This is a genomic window from Singulisphaera rosea, from assembly GCF_054877945.1.
In genome coordinates, this window is record NZ_JBTYIP020000006.1 from 1 (window position 1) to 16,001 (window position 16,001).

Annotated in this window: 12 protein-coding genes and 1 pseudogene; 2 read left to right on the forward strand and 11 right to left on the reverse strand. The window is 63.1% G+C overall.

Translation table 11 applies throughout. The features are described 5' to 3' along the window. A pseudogene (locus tag ACYOEI_RS12965) lies at nt 1-507 on the reverse strand (hypothetical protein); the annotation flags it as partial. Between the two features lie 646 nt (nt 508-1,153). On the opposite strand from ACYOEI_RS12965, the gene ACYOEI_RS12970 reads away from it, so the two are divergent. After that, nucleotides 1,154-1,924 carry a hypothetical protein gene (locus ACYOEI_RS12970; protein ID WP_462849921.1) on the forward strand — a complete coding sequence of 257 codons (771 nt, stop codon included), beginning with the start codon at nt 1,154-1,156 and terminating at the stop codon, nt 1,922-1,924. 20 nt (nt 1,925-1,944) lie between these two features. Further along, complete coding sequence (locus tag ACYOEI_RS12975) at nt 1,945-2,718, forward strand: hypothetical protein (protein ID WP_462849922.1); 774 nt, start codon at nt 1,945-1,947, stop codon at nt 2,716-2,718. A 140-nt stretch (nt 2,719-2,858) separates the two neighbouring features. Here the strand turns inward: ACYOEI_RS12975 and ACYOEI_RS12980 are convergent, their stop codons facing one another. The 10 genes from ACYOEI_RS12980 to ACYOEI_RS13025 form a co-directional block, all read right to left on the reverse strand. After that, nucleotides 2,859-4,652 (reverse strand): response regulator receiver domain, encoded by a 1,794-nt coding sequence (locus ACYOEI_RS12980; protein WP_462849923.1) that lies wholly within the window; start codon nt 4,650-4,652, stop codon nt 2,859-2,861. Beyond that, nucleotides 4,645-7,584 (reverse strand): ATP-binding protein, encoded by a 2,940-nt coding sequence (locus ACYOEI_RS12985; RefSeq protein ID WP_462849924.1) that lies wholly within the window; start codon nt 7,582-7,584, stop codon nt 4,645-4,647. Before ACYOEI_RS12985 ends, ACYOEI_RS12980 begins: the two co-directional genes overlap by 8 nt. Nucleotides 7,585-7,640: 56 nt before the next feature. Beyond that, nucleotides 7,641-8,732, reverse strand: coding sequence for a DNA cytosine methyltransferase (locus ACYOEI_RS12990; RefSeq protein ID WP_462849925.1), 1,092 nt, complete (start codon nt 8,730-8,732; stop codon nt 7,641-7,643). A 205-nt stretch (nt 8,733-8,937) separates the two neighbouring features. Further along, a complete protein-coding gene (locus ACYOEI_RS12995; protein ID WP_462849926.1) occupies nt 8,938-9,462 on the reverse strand; it encodes a PIN domain-containing protein in 525 nt (174 codons plus the stop codon). A 21-nt stretch (nt 9,463-9,483) separates the two neighbouring features. Continuing rightward, nucleotides 9,484-10,701, reverse strand: coding sequence for a helix-turn-helix domain-containing protein (locus ACYOEI_RS13000; RefSeq protein ID WP_462849927.1), 1,218 nt, complete (start codon nt 10,699-10,701; stop codon nt 9,484-9,486). Continuing rightward, on the reverse strand, nt 10,698-11,042 hold the full coding sequence (locus ACYOEI_RS13005) for a hypothetical protein (protein ID WP_462849928.1): 345 nt from the start codon (nt 11,040-11,042) through the stop codon (nt 10,698-10,700). Before ACYOEI_RS13005 ends, ACYOEI_RS13000 begins: the two co-directional genes overlap by 4 nt. A 147-nt stretch (nt 11,043-11,189) precedes the next feature. Next, nucleotides 11,190-12,344 (reverse strand): hypothetical protein, encoded by a 1,155-nt coding sequence (locus ACYOEI_RS13010; protein WP_462849929.1) that lies wholly within the window; start codon nt 12,342-12,344, stop codon nt 11,190-11,192. Between the two features lie 80 nt (nt 12,345-12,424). Continuing rightward, nucleotides 12,425-12,550, reverse strand: coding sequence for a hypothetical protein (locus tag ACYOEI_RS13015; RefSeq protein WP_462849930.1), 126 nt, complete (start codon nt 12,548-12,550; stop codon nt 12,425-12,427). Nucleotides 12,551-12,800: 250 nt separating this feature from the next. Further along, on the reverse strand, nt 12,801-13,694 hold the full coding sequence (locus ACYOEI_RS13020; protein ID WP_462849931.1) for a cellulose binding domain-containing protein: 894 nt from the start codon (nt 13,692-13,694) through the stop codon (nt 12,801-12,803). Between the two features lie 660 nt (nt 13,695-14,354). Then, nucleotides 14,355-15,563 (reverse strand): acyltransferase family protein, encoded by a 1,209-nt coding sequence (locus ACYOEI_RS13025; protein WP_462849932.1) that lies wholly within the window; start codon nt 15,561-15,563, stop codon nt 14,355-14,357. Nucleotides 15,564-16,001 lie beyond the last annotated feature (438 nt).

Consider the following 16,001-nt stretch of genomic DNA (forward strand, 5'->3'; position numbering starts at 1 on the left):
GAGGACGGGGAGCACGCTCTCGGGGATCACGCTGCTCGTGCCGGTCTCGGGTCGGATCAGGGCGAGGGCCAATGCGAACGCGCCGATGATGCCGGCGCGTGCGGTCCAGGCGATGGGGAGGAAGCACGCGCCGATCAGCGGCGTGGCGAGGCCGAGCACCCACGCGGTCGTGGCGACCCCGAAGACCCAGGCCAGCCCGAAAATCGAGACGGCGACGAAGAACGGCTTCTTCCAGCGGAACGGCATCAAGTAATGAATCGGGAGCGCGGCCAGGGCGATGGCGACGAGCGATTGGAAGGCGCGCCCCTCGAGGTTGTACTGCTTGAAGAGGGCCAGGAAGAGGCCGAGGTGTGCCAGGATCGGCAGGAACCGCCAGGGGTCGCGCCGGCAGTTCTCGGGTTCGTCGGCATACACCCCCTCGGGCCCTCGCAACGGCGAGGGCATGGGGAAGAAGCGACGATGGGGCGCGGGCCTCGTGGCCACCGAGCGTTGAATGACAGGCCACATGGGCCAGCCCCCTCATTAGCGTGCCGGACCGGCCGCCTCTCGCCCAACCGAAGTCCGGTCGATCTTCGACCGGGCGACTTCGCGGGGGGAGGCGACGCGCTCGTTGACGGACGAATGAGGGATGAAGTGAAGCCCGCGCGGGCAAGAGTCCCGGGAGGCGGGGGCCAGCCCATCCTTGAGCCGGTCGTCCCCCCGCGAAGGCGGCAACATCCCTGTATCGCTTGGATATCCCTATTCCCTCGCGGGAAGATTGCTGTCGGACGTCGAAGGATCGGATCAGGTCGATCGATCCCAGCGACGACGGCCCCGCGTGCGGGGTCTCGGCAGCGCTCCTCCCTGCGGGTGAAGACGCCAGGGGTATACCCGATCGTCCAAGTCTCTGTCAACCCGACTGGAGTCGTCCCGACGGCCTCCGAGTACCCTCTGGGCACCCTCGATCCCGCCCGCCATTCTCGTCGTCGGGTCCTCTCGTGCTTTCGTCCTTCGGGTCCCCAACCTCATTCTGGGGAACGGCCTTGAGACGAGTTTGCCCCGCTCTCTCGCAAGGTCGTTCGATTTCGTTCGCGGGCCTCCTCGCGTCCTTGTAATCTTTCCTAAAGGCGATCCGCGAGGACGCCCTTGGCCCGACCGCACAAGGGGACGGAACATGAGTCGAAACGAGCCCGGGAATTCGTGGTCGGCTTTGGGCTGGTTCTTGTTCCCGCTCGTGCCGACCTTCCTCGGCCGGTCTTACCAAGACATGCTCAATTCCCCCAAGGGACCCGACCCTCGGGATTGGTCCTGGCTGACGTGGATTCTCCTGACGGGTCCTTTGCTCGGCTACGGGTTCCTGGCCGGGGCGACGCTCCGCCTGCCCGACGACCCGAAGGCCCGAGGTTTCCGCTCCTTGGGCTCGCGCCGGGCCGTCTGGGTCGGCGTGGGCCCCTGGGTCGGTTTCTTGATCGGATTGGCGACCTATGCGGCGTGGAACCTCCTCTGGAAACTCTCGCCCCAGTTTGGACAGAGGTTGCAGAACGTCCTCTCGGAATGGTTAGGTTGGGTGCTGGAGGACTTGACCATCGGTGTCCTCGCCTACGGCTGGTTACTCGTCGCGGTCGCAGTGATCCGCCGAGCCCGTCGAGCCGGGTCGTGCCGTCGAGCGATCGAGCGGGGCGTGGCCGTCGCCTTGGCGTTCGTCGGTTCGCTGTTCGGGAGCTTCTGGGCGATCACCGAGGCCTGGCGCAGCTATTTCTTCGACGCGAGGATCGTCCCGCTGATCCTCGCCGCCTCAACCCTGATGCTCTCGGCCGGCTGCACCTCGACCATGACCTACGGCGAGCTCCGTCGCCGAGACCTCTTCGGTGCGATGCTCACGGCCTGGCTCCTGGGCCTTGCCCTGATCTGGCGCTGGTGGAGCCGGCCTCGATCCAAACCTTGAACCGCGGCGAGCGACGAGCGATGGGGAGCTTCGGAAACGGATTGTCGGCGAGTCTGCTGGGCTGGTTCCGTCGACCGAGGCCGAGGCGCCTGGGACGTCGCGTGGCCGGGCTCGGGTTCGCCCTGATCCTGGCCTATGTCGGCCTGTTGACGTTCCCCGGCATCCTCTTCGCCTATTATCAAGAACGAGGGTCGTTCCGGGTCTGGTCCGACGAGCCGATCGACCCGTCGATCGCGGCCGTCCTCGACGCCGCCGAGGCCCGCCTGGCCCGTTCCGCGGTGTACGACCCGGCCATGGTCCACCGCCTCTACATCTGCAACGCCCCCTTCCGCATGAGGCTCCTGACTCGGGGGGGCCTCGGCGCCTTCGGCGCGACCTACCCGATGCGTCACAACACGGTGCTCAACCGCGCGGAGATCCCCGCCGACCTCGTCTTCCGCAAGTCGTCCGGGCAGGATCGCAGGCCGCTCTCGAGCGTGATCGCCCACGAGCGAGTCCACGCGCTCCTGCTCGCGCATTACGGACCTTGGCGCTACTATCGGATCCCCACCTGGAAGAACGAGGGGTATTGCGAATACGTCGCCGGCGCCCCGTCGTTCGACCTCGACGAGGGCCGACGCCTGATCCGAGAAGGCCGCGAGAGCCCCGCTCCGGCCTTCGGCTACCTCCAGGCCTATTTTATGGTCAAGTATTTGCTCGACGTCGAGCACCGGACCGTGGATGACCTCATGGCGAAGGACTTCGATGAGGTTGGCCTCCACGCGAAGCTTCGGGGGGCGATCGATCGGCTGTGATGCCGGGGTAACCAGGGAGCCTCCTCGGAGCTGACCAAAGTCGATCCGGTCGATCCTGTTCGGAGGTTCACTATAAAGGCTTCAAGGCACAAAGAAGCCCGGAAGAAGGTTCGAGTAGAGTTTGATCTCTTCTCGGATCGCTATTTCTCCTGGGACGGCATACGAACGAAATCAGGTCCGATCCGAGAGAGGTGATTGCCAGCCTGCTGCAACAATCGGCTTGCATAGAGCCCACGGAGCTGTCCAACCACTCGAAACTCGAAGGCGTCGACGTGGAGCTTGTCTCTCTCGGTTCGCGACAATCGCGTGGCCTTGAAGAGGCCGTTCGTAATCCTGCCCATACCATCGAGCAGGAACATCTCCAGCTTCGGCGTGGGATGCTTCGGGTTGACCAGTTGGATCGCGCGACGCTTGTTGTCCGTGGTTACAAAAATATATTTGAAATACTCGGCTTCTTTGAGCGGTTTGTGGCCGCTTTCAATAACGCTCCCATGCAAGGCGAGCATGGGCCTGATCGGATGCAGACGATGCTCCCACGTATCCTCATGCGGCATCCGAGGGACCATATCACAGGCTGGCGTGACGCAAACCCAAGCCTCCGTCGGGTCGGTCCCTTGGTTGCCGGGGACGAAGATCGTGCCTGTGCCGACGTAGCTGCTCGGGGGTTGCGTGGCGAGAAACTCGTTCAATCGGTGGAGGACGTGCCATTCGTCGCTCGCGACACAGTCCGGGACCACTGCTTTCGCCCAGTCGAGCTTCTTGGCGGGCGCTGTAGCCGGCACTTCCGGGAAACAGGACTGCCCGAACTCGGCAATGTTGTCCAGGAGAGCCTCCGAGTGCCGGCTCAAGAGCCGTTCGAACAGCTCACGCAATCGATCCGCCCTTTCGTCGTCGGCCCCTGAAACCGCGTGGTACAGCCAGCCTGCCTGAAGCAGTGGATCGGAGAGCGTCGCTGCTTCTGCTTGGAGTCCACCGCGAGCGATCAGGTAACGAGCATAGGAGAGCACCATCGGTAGATACGGAGGGCTCCAGTCCTCGAGCGCTTCGCCCAGAGCTTGGAAAACAGCGTCGCCTTGGAGGGCGTTCTCGTCCGACTTACCCAGAAAGGCTACGAATAGGTTCCCCGTTTGGACCCAGAGCCTCGATGCCCCTTCGCCGCTCATCCGGATCGGCGGGGACGAGCTACTCGCAGTGGGCTCGGCCTTGTAGGCTTTCAGCAGGAAGCTCTCGATCGCCGCTTCGACCATTCGATTACGTACCGGTATTTCGAACGATCTCCCCTCTAGTCCCTTGAGCAATTCTTGATCGTTCGCCCAAGAACTGTCGCCACGAAGATAGGCGTCGACCACCGATTTCGAGGGGTTCGGCGCCCAGTCTTCGAGGTCATCCTGCCATACCGCAAGCTCTTCGGAGCCGAGAAACGACTCAGGGGATCGGCTTCCGCGAAGGTGAACCATAACCGTCCGACGAACCTCGTCGAGCTTCGTATCCCGCGTGTACACAACGACCAGGCTCGAATGCTCGCTGCTCGCCAGGTGCTGCAATAGCTTCAGGGCAAGAGTCGGGTCATCGCCGCGAAGGTGGAAGTCGAGAACGACGAGATCGCTTTTCGAAATGTGCTTAGGGATCGATGCTTCCAACTTGGAGCCGTCGTCGATGTCGCAGAGATATCCGCGCTCTCGGCAAGTGATCCAGAGTGAGCGGGCTCGCTCGTATTCGTCTCCTGTGCGGCGGAGGGCGGTCGGGAGCTCTATCGCAGGGGCAGGGGGATCGCTAGTCGGGGTGACGGGGCTCTCCGGTTTCTCATCGATAGGCTGCTCTACTCGGCCAACGATCTTGTCATAAGGCGGAAAGCCGTCATCTACAAGGATGACAGTACGTATTGGGGATAGATATGTTTTTCTGATGGCATCGCCTTTCGACAGCTCAGGCATGGGTCAGGCTCTGGAAGCGGATGATGAAGTTGGCGCCCTTGAGGAGTTTGAGAGCCGGGTCGGTGACGTAGTTGATCGTATGCCCCCCCATTGACAGGTTTGCCCTGCAGAGGTAAAGCCCAACTCCACGCCCCTCGACACGGCGTGAGAAGAACAAGCTGAACAGCATCTTGAGATCGTCCTCGTCGATGCCTGGACCGGAATCTGCTACGATCACCGAGCCATCGATCAAATCAAATTGGATTAGCTTGTCGGCTTCGCCGCTCAGCCAATAGAGCGAATTATTGACAAGATTGATGAACACTGGGAAAATGCGAGAGGGATATTCTCGGATCAGCATCGACCGAAACGCCTCAGTCGCCACAATTTTCGTTCCGGTCGTCTCGAGACGCCTCTCAAAGAATTCTTCGACGTAATTGACAATACGAGCGCCGCTGATTTCTTCTCGTGCTCGGCTGCCCGACAGCTTCATCGGGGAAAGGAATCTTAGGCGATCGACGAGGGCTGAGTGCGCAGAGACCAGATCGCGAAACTCGGACAACCTTCGGACGTTCGTTGGTAGTCGCTCAGTGTGGCGAGTAATGTCGGCATCAATCGAATCGAGTTCGTGGCCCACGATTTCCACCGTGATTCCGAGCTGAGCGAGGGAGTTGAGCTTCTCCACCTGACTTTGCAGTTCGTCGCGTTGCTCGCCGCTCCAGGTGACTACAGCGTCGAGATCAATCCCCTCGGCGAGCTGCTCGAGTGCCCGCAAATACGATCCATATCGTCGCTCGAAATCGACCTGAAGCGCGTCTCCCAGATCCTCCATTCGACGGAGAACGGTCGCCAGTGTTGTCAACCCCTTTTCAAGTTCGATCCCTAGGGGGGCCGCATCGCTGTAGAATCTCTTCCTGTCTTCCTCGATCGCTTGGGCTGTCCGATTCTTCTCGGAGTCCAAACGGTCGACGATCTTCGTCTCCCAGCGCTTTAACGCCAGGTGGAGTTGAGCCTGGTGCCGTCCCAATACCGATCGGGCCTGCTCGTCCGGCGGTTTCTGCTTGACCCGTTCGACGGCGGTTGCCCAATCGCTCGCAACTGTGTCTGTTGCAGTGCAAAGCGCCGTGTAGCGATCGCGGTATTCGCGATAGGAGAGCTCCAATTTGCCCAATTTCTGCGGGCGAGGTGGCAGCCTGAATTCAGCCTTGTAATCTCTCAGCTGATTGAGGCGATCCTCGAATAGGATCAGCTCTTCGGGGCGACCGCCGTCGACTATGTCTTTCAGATCACCTTGTGCCCGTTCTGCTTCCACCAAGGCTCGGGCGAGTGGCTCGGCTTGCTTCCTCATTGCGTCTCGGAAGACGTGTGTTTTCCGTTTCTTCATCCGCTCCTCAGCCTCGCGCGCCGCACGGTTCGCCGCCTTGATCGCGGGGAGATACTCGTGATACGGAGCGGACTCGAGGTTGAAATAACGGTTGGCGACCTGCTTCAACAAGTCAATGACCAGGATCCTCAGTTCGCGCTTGGCTTTATTATCGATGAGACCTTCTCGTCCCGCCTTGTCCTTTAGGTTGGGGTTTTCAAGCCGCGAGATCCCCACTCTCCCGAAACTTCTCCTGTAAGACCAGAAGGAGCGGCCAGCATGTCCGGAGCGGCGTTCCTCGATCCCGAAGAAGTCGGCGTTCGGTCTGCCGTACGGCATTACGCGGAGCCCGTCCCGGTAGATCCCGAGCCCGCCGTAGAGGTCGGCCATGTCCTTTAGATGGCGATGGATCTCCGGCGGATGCGTCGTCCTATCAGTTTCCTGCTCGAAGGTGCCGATGCAAAACGCAAAGGGTCCGACCCTCGAATTGCTACGCGTTGGTGGAACCCGAGCCGGTGGCAAGGAAACCTCTCCGAAATCCACGCCGAATGCCCTGACTCTGCCGCGGAAGACGCCAAGCTCGTCGACCTCGCCGACGACGAAATGCTCGAGAGTCATCAAGTCGTCGAGCGTGAATCTTCTATCTGCGGAGATGACGACCCGAGACAGCGCGCCCGTGTGAACGACTACTCGGTACGAGAAGCTTTTTGGCGAATCAACATATGGATCCGTGAAGCCTGCAAGGGTGTCTCGCAGATTCTCCTTGTTATCCTCAACTTCAGAGTCGCCTTTCACGGCCGACGGGTCTACCCAAACCCCCAATTCATTGTGGATGTTGAGAACGAATAGAGCCGTTCCCTGTTCGGCAGCACCTGACCATGCCGGCCATTCTCGCAAGCACCGTGTCGTGACGTTGGATGCGACTTTCTGCGAGGCATTCGCCAGGGCTAGGATCGCCATTGCTGTGATCTCGCTCCCCCTGGCTGACTCGTTGCGAGTGTAGCGGTCCCACGCTTCCCTTATTCGAGAGGTCCGTTCCTCATCCAAGCCTTCTCCATTCACGTTTCCTGCAAGGCTCTGGAACATTGATCCTAATATGTTGCCGATCTCGGCCCGATCAGAGAATTCGATTACAGGGACGCGGACGTCGACCAGGTTGAGATGGGGGTTTTCAAATAGACGCCAATCCACCAATGCGGCGACAAATGGTTGGTTTTTGCGCTTGGACAGGACGAGCGCGGTCGGCCCTAGGTATGCTACCGAGAGCCTTCCGATCCCTTTCTCGCCCTGGCGTTCACGCGGCGGTAGCCCGTTGCGATCCTCTTCGTTGATGAGGTCGCTCGAAGCTTTGGACTCCGTCCCCACGACCAGCCAGCGATCGACGAACTCGTCTTTGCTCATGCCGTGGCCGTCGTCGACGAGCGCTGCGACCGGGAATTCCCCGTCGAAGATGTGCAGGGCCACATGTTGCGCATATGCGTCATATGCGTTCTTCCAGAGCTCGCTGACTGCCGTGGGGCAGTCCGCTATCTGCCCACGCCCGAGGTGGTCGATCGTTCGTGCTCTGGTCTGGAAGGGAACGAGCTCCATCGTTCACGCTTTCAAGAAATAGGTAGATCTCGGCGGGGAACACCAGGTGGCGGGCCTCAAATTCTTGCGGCCTTTCGCAGACGAGCCGCCCTCTTCTCGTGATACCGTTCGAGCTGCGCGGTGAGCGGCGGCACCTGGCGCTTCACGAACTCGGCGGGCACTGCGTTTCCGATGAGCGCTGCCACTGGATATCTCCCGAGCTCGACCGGGAATATATAGTCGGGGGTAAAACCTTGCAGGAGTGATGCCTCGCGAAGCGTTATCGCCCGGTCCTGTTCAGGATGGAGGAAGCGGCCTTTCGAAGGGTTGATGCAACCGCTCGTAATGGTGGGAGCTACGGCATCCCACCGCATGCGGCCGTAGACATCCTTGAACCCGTCGCACTTTCGGTGACAGGTCAGTTGGCGGTCTTTGCCGAGGTCGGACCTGCTGCCGCCATCCTTAGGAATCGCACGAATGATCTCCATGACATGCGGTGCTCGAGAACACGGGTGATCGTGTATAGCATCACCGCTCTCGCCGGGTAGGGGGAGCAACCCGATCGCGTCGCGGACCGTCACGCCCGACTCGGCAGGCGGCGGGAAGTCAATCGGGCCGAGCTTGCTCGCGATGAGCAGCATTCTGCGGCGACGCTGGGGAACTCCGAATTCGGCTGCGTCGAGCACCCCGACCTTGCATCGGTAGCCCAACTGCTCGAGCCGACCGACCATGTACTGGGTTCGCCCGTCTCTTGCCAACGCCGGCACGTTCTCCATGATAAGCGTCTTGGGCTCGAGGGCCACGGCGAACTTGAGGAAGTCAAAGATGAGATCGTTCCTCTCGTCCTCAACCCGTCGGCCGCCGTTCAGAGTTCTCATCGCGGAAAAGCCTTGGCACGGCGGGCAGCCAGCTAGTAGGTCAAGGGCGCCTTTGCGTAGGCCGAAATCCCTCTTTACCTGCTCGGGCGGGAGATCGCGGATGTCTAAGGGATAGAGACGGGTCTCTGGGTGGTTCGCCCGATACCCTTCGATCGCCGTCTTTTCGCACTCCACGGCTCCCAAGACCTCAAACCCGCTCTGCCTCAGACCCAGGGTCAGACCACCGCAACCTGCGAATAAATCGAGGGCTTTGAAGCGAGGCCGCTCCCCTCTCTTGATCGATTCGGGCATAGGATACGGCTCCGGTCATGATCGGATCCGCTTGAGTGCGACCCAAAATTCGTTTTGTCGGTGGCGTCACCGCCAGACTCCAGCTTAACTCGATTTGCCTGAAGAAGTTCCGGAAATTCCATCTGGCGCGTTTGCTTGAACTCGATTCCTCGTCACAATTGTACCATGACGGTATCGCCTATGCTTGGGGGAAGAGGCCTTAGCCTTAGACGACGATCTGCTCAACTCCCCGGCCGGGTCGGTAGTTCGCGAATCGCTCGATGGATTCGAGCACCGTCGACAACTCGTTTGCGCTTGGTTTCACGATCTCTGCCCACCGCTTCATGACTTCGGTGGTGGCCAGCACGCTCACGCCCAGCTCATTCGCGATCCGGCGGGCCTTCTTATCGTCCGTCAGGACCGACCAGCCCCGCACTTTGGCGATCGCCAGCCCCATCGATTCGCCGTCGTCGCCGATGCGAGCGGCCAGCTCGACGTAGAGCTCGGCCTCCTCGTCTCCCTCGCAGTCGCAGCGGCTCAGCACCCCGGCCCCGATGGCGGGGGCGAGGTCGATCGGCAGGGCGATGAGTTTCTCTGGGTCGGCCGGGTCCGGTTGGCGGTACTGCTGGGACTCCCGCTCGACCGCGGCGGGGATGAACCAGTCGTGGCGCAGCGCGGTCAGGATCGGCACGAACCGGCCGCTGGCATAAAGGTTGAGGACTCCGCAGGCGTCGAGGATGACGGCCGGCATGTTGCGACTCCGGTCCGTGTCTCAGGAGTGGTCGGCCAGCAGGGAGGTATCGAAGTCGGCTTGCATGGGCAGGGAGCGGCCCTCGGCGTCCACCTCCACGCTGAGCATGGCCTCCTGAATCACCCGGCGGGCCTCCCAGATGTCGCACCGCAGGTAGTTAGCCAGCTCCTTCTCGGTCAACTCGCCGCGCTCGTAGGCGTGAACGGCCAGGAATTTGTACCGCTCCGGGTAGGCGGCCTCCAGTTTCGCTTCGGTGGCCAGGCCGAGGCGCTTCTCGGCCTCGCGGACGGGGATGCCCTTCTCCTTCTGCAACTCCCAGGTGCCGGCCCTGAGGAGGCCGAGGCCTTCGAGTCGGAGGGCCATCGCCTCCATCGATACCGAGTAGCGGTGCTTCAGCTTGACCAAGTCGCCGACCTGGAAGTTGCCGGTGGTGTTCACGATCTCGTTGAACCGGAACCGCACCGACGACGCCGGCATGAGGAAGCTCATGGCGAACGACTCGGCGAACCGCTCGTTCGCGGGCTTTCGGCCGTGGATGGTTAGGTAGTCGATGCCCGCGGTGTACCGGTCCACGATGAGGTGGGCGTACTCGTGGGCGATCGAGGCCCGCTGCTTGTCGGCGGGGTGGACGCCGTTGATCAGCATGCACCCGCCGAGGCCGTCCACGAAGATGTACATCCCGGCAAACATCCGGGGCAGGCGGCCGAAGAAGATACGGACGCCGACGTCGGATTCCAGAACGGTGCGGATGTCGGGGATAGGCTGGTCGCCCAGGCCGAGCCGCTGGCGCTCCCGGTTCGCCACGTCCTCGGCCAGCTCGGTGACGTTGACCCTCGCGTTCAGCTCCACCGGCTGCGGGTAGTCGAGCCGCATCGGGGCCTTCATCCGGCGTTCGAGGTCGAGGTAGTTCTCGACGAATCCCTTGAACTCACCGATGGCGGTGCGGAGTTGCTCGACCTCGGCCGGCTTCACCTTCTCAAGCGCCGCCCGGAAGTGCGGCTGGAAGTCGGTGACCGGCTCGGCGGTGCGGACGAAGTGGCTGACGGGCTGGCCGTAGAGTAACGCCAGCTTCATGATCTCGGCCGGCTTGGCGGCCCGCTCGCCCTTCTCCAGGGCGATGAACGTGGGTCGGCTGACGCCGATGTGCTCGGCGGCAACTTCCTGGGTGATCGAACGGGCTTTCCTTGCCTCGACCAACCTCTGGCCGATTATCCGCGGCGAAGCGGTGTCGGTCGTCATTGGGTGGCTCCTTGAGCGAGGGCCGGTGAACGGGATGGGGCGACCCTCGGCAGGCGGCATTGGCGCGCCTCGGCGATCAGGTCGAGCCACTCCCGCCGGTAGCGGTAGTGCATCTCGACGTGCTGCCCGAGTTGCACGTCCGACGAGATCGCGTGCGACGCCTGAAGATATCGCCGGAGGTAGGACTCGAACCGGATCTGGACCTTGGGAAAGGCTTTGGTGGGGCGGCCGCCATCGATGCGGTCGCAGACCGGCCGCCAGCGGCTGGCGGACCTGGCATCACGAAAGAGGGTTCGTTTCCCAGCATATCGATCCCCGAATAGGACGCTGGCCCTATCCAAATCAAGAGTATGGCTGGGTCTTGACTTTGTCAAGTTGCAACAGGGTTTGTGGGGGTTAGTGTAAAATTTGGGCGGAATTTGGGAATATCAATAGATCCCTCGGGCGTTGAGAGCTCGGTGGAGATTGCCGAGGGGTGTCCAATCTGGTCAGGCGTTGTGAGTGGCTCTCAGGTCGGCGTTCTTTTCCTGGAAGACGGGGGCCATGAGGCCCATGTGGTTGAGCTCGTAGACGCGCCAGTGGTTGCCGTGCTTGTCGGCCTTTCGGCCTCGGTTTTGGAGGCTGTCGAGGAGGGGGGGGAGGTGGCCGGAGGGGTCGCTGGCGGAGATGAGGCGTTGACGCATCTCGCCGGAGATGAAGAGGACGTTGTCGGTGTCCTTGCCGATGGCGCCGAGGACTCGCTGGCCGCCGTTGATGCCTTCGCCGATGTAGTTCCAGCCCGATCGGCCCGGGTCCCAGAAGCTGTAGACGGACCCGATGTGGGCGCTCATGCGGAAGTGGTAGGTCACGTCGGTGATCTTGTGGGCGTTCAGGAGCTCGATGAGATAGGCGAGCGCGGCGGCGAAGATGACGGTGCGCTCGGGGTTGTCGAGGACGAAGATGTAGCCGTCGCCGATGCACATCATCGCCTCGATGCTGTCCCTCGACGCGAGGACTTCGGGCCAGGACTCCACCGTCCAGTAGTCGCGGTTCTGGGCGATCTCGACGATCGAGTTGATGATCAGGACCTGTTGGCCGGGGAGCTGCTTCGAGAAGTCGGAGATGTCGAGGTAGACGAAGCAACGCTCGATGGGCCAGGAGGAGACCCGGCGCGCGTCGTCCTTGTCGTCCTGCATCCTCCGGTTGAGCTGCTCGATCAGTGGCTCGGAGAGATAGATGTTCGAGTGACCCCCGGTGAACCCGCTCCGCTCGGTGCCGAGGACGTCGGGCGAGATCGGCTCGTATTCCGCGTCGCGGGCGTTCTGCGCGGCCTTGAGCATGTTGACGAGGGGCTTCTGGCCGTCGCGGATCGGCCTGGACTTGCCCCTCGAGGCCGATCGCTGGGATTGGGGCGTCGGGCGGAAGGTGTGGAGGAGCTGGCCGGTCGCCTTGAGGTGCTCGATCAGGCGCCCGGGCTCGCAGAAGAAGTGCGAGCGTGCCGGGAGCTGGAGCTCGGGGTGCGGCGGCTCGGGCTGGTGCGAGGACCATGTGAGGAAGTCAAGGAATTCTTGACATTGCATGTCTTCCTGCACCACGTTCCCCGAAGGGCAGTGGACGTCGTACGTCCCGTCGTCCAGCCATTCGATCGTGTAGGGACGGTCCATATCTCGATTCCGCCTCGAACCAAAGGTGCCGAGCCGGGCGCTTCGAGGAGCAGGGGGCAGCCCGACGTTCGTCCCCGCGATCAGACGTCGGCGATCGTCGTGGTGCTCGAGGTGCGAGTCGACGGAGGAAGCCGAAGCCCGTCGGGTTTGCCGAGCCCGTCGAGCGGCCAGGGGCCAGGGGCAGAAGCCCGCGGACCCTGGGCCATTCTCGGGCTCGGTTTCCCGCGACGTTGACCCGAGATTATCGCTCGGGGAATCGGGCATGACAACGGCCCGCCTCGTCGGGGACGATTGGGAGGGTCGCCGTGGTCTTGTTGGGGATGTTGATCGAGCCGAAATGCTCCTCGCCGCGCGGATTGTCGCCTCCCCGAGTTCTTCGGACTCGCGCGTGGCGGGGAGGTGGCAAAGGGACCGCCATCGGTCTACCTACGCCGTCCGATCACCGGCAATACCCTGTCAGCCGTTCGGGCCGACCGAGGAGAAACTCTTCTTCTGGGCGCCCGACGTGAAGACCACGTTGGACATCGAGGCGATCGCCGGCCCTGGGACGCCGTCGGCTCGAGACGCGACGATCTCGAGGCTGATCGACTGGCCGACGGGGAGGCTGGCGTCCCAGCCGGAGTCCTTGACGACGTAGTGGTTGCCGACGTGAGAGACGACCGTGGCGCCCGAGATCAGGCTGATCTTCGCGTCGAGGTCGAACTCGAGAGTCCAGCCCGAGACCGCCAGAGTCCCCGTGTTCTTGAGCGAGATCGAGCCGGTGAACCCGGTCCGCCAGTCGCTCGTCACCTTGTACGTCGCCGACAGGTCGAACGTCCCGGTCACGGGCGGGGTCACGGGCGTCGGCACGGCCGAGCCGTTGACGGTGTAGTTCGAGGGGACGGCCGCCGAGCCGTTCCGAGCCCCCACGAATCCGAAGGTCACCGACTGGCCGGGCGCGATGGTCGCGTTGTAGCCGGCGTCCTTCACCGAGTAGTGGTTGCCGACGTGCGAGACGACCTTGGCGTCCCAGATCTGGGTGATCGACGAGGGGAGATCGAACCCGACCGTCCATCCGTCAATCACCGAGGTCGTGTGGTTCGTCACCGTGATCTCGGAGCTGAAGCCCGTCCCCCAGTCGCTGTCCGTCTTGTAGGCGACCGCCACGCCGGCCGGCGTCGGCGTGCTCGCCTGGATCGCGATGGGGCCGACGAAGGGGAGGGAGGCGGGGAGACTGCCCAGGCCGAGGTCGGCGGCGAAGAGGTCGCGGCGTTCCAGGCCCTCGACGTCCCGCCCGATCGAAGCGTTGCAGCGGCGACGTGTGGCTTCGCGGCGGGTGCGGGCGATGGACGGCAGGAGGGGCAGGTCCATTATCGATTCCTTTGCGCTGGCGGATGGTCGCGGTAGAGTTCGTTCGCAGTTGCGGCCGCCGTGACCGGCTTCGCCGCACCTTGAGAAAGAGAATCACCCGATTCCGCCGGAATCTGACAGCGGGCGGAAAAATTTCCCGAAACCGGCAGTGCGACCGTCTGGTCGCATCGTCGTTACGAAGCGTGTGTTGGACGCACCGATCACCGACTCGCACCCGCGCCGGCATCCTGGGGGAGGATCGGGATCGCCGAGGCCGACCCGCGTGATGGAAATGTGTCCGCGACAGCTTCGGGATCTCTACCGGGAGGTGTGTGATCTGATCGATCAACGCCTCGAGTGTCGTTTCAGCCACTCGTGCGCCGGTAATGCCTCGTTTGCGGGGATCCTGGGTAGACTTCGGACGGCGAGGTTGGCTCAGACGCAAGAATCCGCACGGACATCCCCGGATTCCCGCGTTGACTCGGCAGGAGGCGTCCCCCCGGTGGGCGGGGCACTCTTGCCCCGCTCTTGCTGCGGGAGCCGCGCCGAGCGCCGCGGGGCAGGGGCGCCCCGCCCACCGGGGGGACGCCTCCGCGAAGCCGGTCCCCGTGTTCGCCTCCGCCCTCGGGGCATGGACGTGTCGTGCCGTGTGCCGGCGACACGTTCGCTGCTCGAGCCGGATCAGGCCGTGGCCCGGGTGCGGAGGCGTTCGCGGCGGCCGTGCAGGCCGGTGCCCAGGGCCGTGTATCGGACGAAGGTCTGGTAGGAGGCGAGGCCGATGGCCAGGGTGCCGACGAGGACGACCGGGAACTTCCAGAGGGCGTGGCCCGGGAGCTGGTAGAGGTTGACCTGGATCAGGCCGAGGACCGGCATGTGGATGAGGTAGACCCAATACGACCCGTCGGCCAGGTAGCGGATGATCGGGAGGGAGCGATGGACGACGCGGAGGGCGAGGCCGATGAGGCCGAAGACGACGAGCCACGAGAACAGCGCCCCGAGGGCGGCCGATCCCCACGATTCGAGGCCGACCAGCGGCGTCATCCGGTCACGCCCGAGCAGCCAGGCCCGGCCGACGAAGACGGGCAACGAAAGGGCGAGGTAGTAAGGCCCCGGGCGCATCAGGCGGCCGAGGTCGTTCCGCATCCGGTAAATCCCCACGCCCACCGCGAAGAAGGTCGCGTAGTAGACGAACTTCTCGGGGCCGATCAGGAAGGAGTTGTGCCGGTCCAGGGCCGAGTCGACCCCCAGGCGCTGGCGGCTGATCCAGAGGACGAGCGTCGAGGGGACGGCCAGGAACAGCAGCCGCCAGCGCGACGCGAGGACGCGATCGAGCAGCCTGCCGGTCGAAGTCCTGGCCTGGTCACCTCGGCGGTCGGCCAGCCAGCGGAACGCGCCGTAGGCCAGCAGCATGACGACGAGGTATTCGAGGAACCAGAGGTGTCCCGAGCCGACCCGTTCGGATTGGATTAGCGGGTCGTTGTATTTCAGCTTGAGCACCTCACGCAGGGAGCACCGCCCCGAGGCGAGCCAGCCGTAGCTCCAGACGGCCAGGGTGGCCGGGAGGACCGTGACGACGCCGACGAGGAACGGCACCAGGACTCGGCCCACGCGATTCGACAGGAACCCGCGCGGCCCCTTCGAGTCGTAGAGCCCGACGGCGAAGAATCCCGCGATCGCGAAATACAGGGGGTTCGAGACCCCCATCGCCCACCAGCAGAACCAATCGAAGGCGGGAGTCGTCGGGGCGTCTCGGACGCACCAGAGGACGCCGGGGATGTCACGTTGGAGATAGCCCAGGGCGGCATGCAGGCCGATGACCAGGAACATCGCCGTCCCGCGCAAGGCATCGAAGGCATGGTAACGGGGCTTGGCCTCCGAGGGCGTCACCACCGTTACTGTGGGTATCGCCGGCGCCGACCGCAATCGCCGGAGTGTCGTCGTCTGTGGCCCGACCCGAGTTGGGAGCATCTTGGGCGACCTGTCTCGAATCAAAGGTGTCACTGCGTGAATCCGCGGTCCCCGACGAAATTCGGTTTCGGATCGAGAAAAAGGGGACCTAGACTCGAATAGTCGGCCTCGCCTTCGGAGTTTCATCAGGAAATGCCGGTGCGATCATGTTCAATATCGTTGTCGGGTCGTCATAATTCCTTCGCCGTGCAAGGGTCGGCAGCACGGCAAGATCGCGACCTTTGTCGAATGCGCCACAGCCCTCGCCGTAGGAAGACAGTTCGAAGGATCGGAGGGGATGGATCGGTGATGGGCATCGCGCCTCGGGCGACGTCTCGGGGTGGGGGCATCGAGGGGAGGGGAGGGGAGGATGATCGGGGG

What these genes read in the sequence shown, in the direction of transcription:
- ACYOEI_RS12975 (WP_462849922.1), top strand. Translation starts at nt 1,945, where the DNA reads ATGGGGAGCTTCGGAAACGGATTGTCGGCGAGTCTGCTGGGCTGGTTC.
- ACYOEI_RS13000 (WP_462849927.1), bottom strand. Translation starts at nt 10,701, where the DNA reads ATGACGACCGACACCGCTTCGCCGCGGATAATCGGCCAGAGGTTGGTC.
- ACYOEI_RS13015 (WP_462849930.1), bottom strand. Translation starts at nt 12,550, where the DNA reads ATGGCCCAGGGTCCGCGGGCTTCTGCCCCTGGCCCCTGGCCGCTCGAC.
- ACYOEI_RS13020 (WP_462849931.1), bottom strand. Translation starts at nt 13,694, where the DNA reads ATGGACCTGCCCCTCCTGCCGTCCATCGCCCGCACCCGCCGCGAAGCC.
- ACYOEI_RS12990 (WP_462849925.1), bottom strand. Translation starts at nt 8,732, where the DNA reads ATGCCCGAATCGATCAAGAGAGGGGAGCGGCCTCGCTTCAAAGCCCTC.
- ACYOEI_RS12970 (WP_462849921.1), top strand. Translation starts at nt 1,154, where the DNA reads ATGAGTCGAAACGAGCCCGGGAATTCGTGGTCGGCTTTGGGCTGGTTC.
- ACYOEI_RS13010 (WP_462849929.1), bottom strand. Translation starts at nt 12,344, where the DNA reads ATGGACCGTCCCTACACGATCGAATGGCTGGACGACGGGACGTACGAC.
- ACYOEI_RS12995 (WP_462849926.1), bottom strand. Translation starts at nt 9,462, where the DNA reads ATGCCGGCCGTCATCCTCGACGCCTGCGGAGTCCTCAACCTTTATGCC.
- ACYOEI_RS12980 (WP_462849923.1), bottom strand. Translation starts at nt 4,652, where the DNA reads ATGCCTGAGCTGTCGAAAGGCGATGCCATCAGAAAAACATATCTATCC.
- ACYOEI_RS12985 (WP_462849924.1), bottom strand. Translation starts at nt 7,584, where the DNA reads ATGGAGCTCGTTCCCTTCCAGACCAGAGCACGAACGATCGACCACCTC.